Annotated in this window: 2 rRNA genes; both read right to left on the bottom strand. The window is 51.5% G+C overall.

The window, feature by feature from the left end:
* A 5S ribosomal RNA gene (rrf, locus tag AB4K05_RS24615) occupies positions 1-112 on the bottom strand; the annotation flags it as partial.
* A gap of 95 nt (positions 113-207) precedes the next feature.
* A 23S ribosomal RNA gene (locus AB4K05_RS24610) occupies positions 208-3,116 on the bottom strand.
* Between the last annotated feature and the right edge of the window lie 145 nt (positions 3,117-3,261).

Raw genomic sequence — 3,261 nt, 5'->3', positions numbered from 1 at the left:
GGCAGTTCCCTACTCTCGCATGGGGAGACCCCACACTACCATCGGCGCTACGGCGTTTCACTTCTGAGTTCGGCATGGGGTCAGGTGGGACCACCGCGCTACTGCCGCCAGGCAAATTCTGTTATCAATCCGTCTTTCAACGTATCGATTTAATCTGTTTCAAGCTGAATATTGTGTCTCTGCACACCAAAACATCTTTGGCGTTGTAAGGTTAAGCCTCACGGTTCATTAGTACTGGTTAGCTCAACGTATCGCTACGCTTACACACCCAGCCTATCAACGTCGTAGTCTTCAACGTTCCTTTAGGACTCTCAAGGAGTCAGGGAGAACTCATCTCGGGGCAAGTTTCGTGCTTAGATGCTTTCAGCACTTATCTTTTCCGCATTTAGCTACCGGGCAATGCCATTGGCATGACAACCCGAACACCAGTGATGCGTCCACTCCGGTCCTCTCGTACTAGGAGCAGCCCCCCTCAATTCTCCAACGCCCACGGCAGATAGGGACCGAACTGTCTCACGACGTTCTAAACCCAGCTCGCGTACCACTTTAAATGGCGAACAGCCATACCCTTGGGACCTACTTCAGCCCCAGGATGTGATGAGCCGACATCGAGGTGCCAAACACCGCCGTCGATATGAACTCTTGGGCGGTATCAGCCTGTTATCCCCGGAGTACCTTTTATCCGTTGAGCGATGGCCCTTCCATTCAGAACCACCGGATCACTATGACCTGCTTTCGCACCTGCTCGAGCCGTCACTCTCGCAGTCAAGCTAGCTTATGCCATTGCACTAACCTCCTGATGTCCGACCAGGATTAGCTAACCTTCGTGCTCCTCCGTTACTCTTTAGGAGGAGACCGCCCCAGTCAAACTACCCACCAGACACTGTCCGCAACCCGGATTACGGGTCTACGTTAGAACACCAGCCATTAAAGGGTGGTATTTCAAGGTTGGCTCCATGCAGACTGGCGTCCACACTTCAAAGCCTCCCACCTATCCTACACATCAAGGACCAGTGTTCAGTGTCAAGCTATAGTAAAGGTTCACGGGGTCTTTCCGTCTTGCCGCGGGTACACTGCATCTTCACAGCGAGTTCAATTTCACTGAGTCTCGGGTGGAGACAGCCTGGCCATCATTACGCCATTCGTGCAGGTCGGAACTTACCCGACAAGGAATTTCGCTACCTTAGGACCGTTATAGTTACGGCCGCCGTTTACCGGGGCTTCGATCAAGAGCTTCGCGTTGCCGCTAACCCCATCAATTAACCTTCCGGCACCGGGCAGGCGTCACACCGTATACGTCCACTTTCGTGTTTGCACAGTGCTGTGTTTTTAATAAACAGTTGCAGCCAGCTGGTATCTTCGACTGATTTCAGCTCCATGAGCAAGTCACTTCACCTACCATCAGCGTGCCTTCTCCCGAAGTTACGGCACCATTTTGCCTAGTTCCTTCACCCGAGTTCTCTCAAGCGCCTTGGTATTCTCTACCTGACCACCTGTGTCGGTTTGGGGTACGATTTGATGTTACCTGATGCTTAGAGGCTTTTCCTGGAAGCAGGGCATTTGTTACTTCAGCACCGTAGTGCCTCGTCATCACACCTCAGCGTTAATAGAAGTCCGGATTTACCTAAACTTCCCGCCTACATGCTTAAACCGGGACAACCGTCGCCCGGCTAACATAGCCTTCTCCGTCCCCCCTTCGCAGTAACACCAAGTACAGGAATATTAACCTGTTTCCCATCGACTACGCCTTTCGGCCTCGCCTTAGGGGTCGACTCACCCTGCCCCGATTAACGTTGGACAGGAACCCTTGGTCTTCCGGCGTGCGGGTTTTTCACCCGCATTATCGTTACTTATGTCAGCATTCGCACTTCTGATACCTCCAGCAACCCTCACAGGCCACCTTCAACGGCTTACAGAACGCTCCCCTACCCAACAACACATAGTGTCGCTGCCGCAGCTTCGGTGCACAGTTTAGCCCCGTTACATCTTCCGCGCAGGCCGACTCGACCAGTGAGCTATTACGCTTTCTTTAAATGATGGCTGCTTCTAAGCCAACATCCTGGCTGTCTGAGCCTTCCCACATCGTTTCCCACTTAACTGTGACTTTGGGACCTTAGCTGGCGGTCTGGGTTGTTTCCCTCTTCACGACGGACGTTAGCACCCGCCGTGTGTCTCCCGTGATAACATTCTTCGGTATTCGTAGTTTGCATCGAGTTGGTAAGTCGGGATGACCCCCTAGTCGAAACAGTGCTCTACCCCCGAAGATGAGTTCACGAGGCGCTACCTAAATAGCTTTCGGGGAGAACCAGCTATCTCCCGGTTTGATTGGCCTTTCACCCCCAGCCACAAGTCATCCGCTAATTTTTCAACATTAGTCGGTTCGGTCCTCCAGTTAGTGTTACCCAACCTTCAACCTGCCCATGGCTAGATCACCGGGTTTCGGGTCTATACCCTGCAACTTAACGCCCAGTTAAGACTCGGTTTCCCTTCGGCTCCCCTATACGGTTAACCTTGCTACAGAATATAAGTCGCTGACCCATTATACAAAAGGTACGCAGTCACCCTGATAAATCAAGGCTCCCACTGCTTGTACGTACACGGTTTCAGGTTCTATTTCACTCCCCTCGCCGGGGTTCTTTTCGCCTTTCCCTCACGGTACTGGTTCACTATCGGTCAGTCAGGAGTATTTAGCCTTGGAGGATGGTCCCCCCATATTCAGACAGGATACCACGTGTCCCGCCCTACTCTTCGAGTTCACAACACATGCATTTTTGTGTACGGGACTATCACCCTGTACCGTCGGACTTTCCAGACCGTTCCACTAACACACATGCTGATTCAGACTCTGGGCTGCTCCCCGTTCGCTCGCCGCTACTAGGGGAATCTCGGTTGATTTCTTTTCCTCGGGGTACTTAGATGTTTCAGTTCCCCCGGTTCGCTTCGTTAAGCTATGTATTCACTTAACGATAGTGTGTCGAAACACACTGGGTTTCCCCATTCGGAAATCGTCGGTTATAACGGTTCATATCACCTTACCGACGCTTATCGCAGATTAGCACGTCCTTCATCGCCTCTGACTGCCAGGGCATCCACCGTGTACGCTTAGTCGCTTAACCTCACAACCCGAAGATGTTTCGTAAAACATTTCGACTTGCGAAAATTTGAGAGACTCGAACACACCGCTTATCTGTTCTTATTACGGAGAACAGACACAGTGTGTCGTTTCAATTTTCAGCTTGATCCAGATTTTTAAAGAGCAAA

The organism is Kluyvera sp. STS39-E, from assembly GCF_040932435.1.
Lineage (GTDB): Bacteria > Pseudomonadota > Gammaproteobacteria > Enterobacterales > Enterobacteriaceae > Kluyvera.
This window is presented reverse-complemented; position numbering and strand designations above follow the sequence as displayed.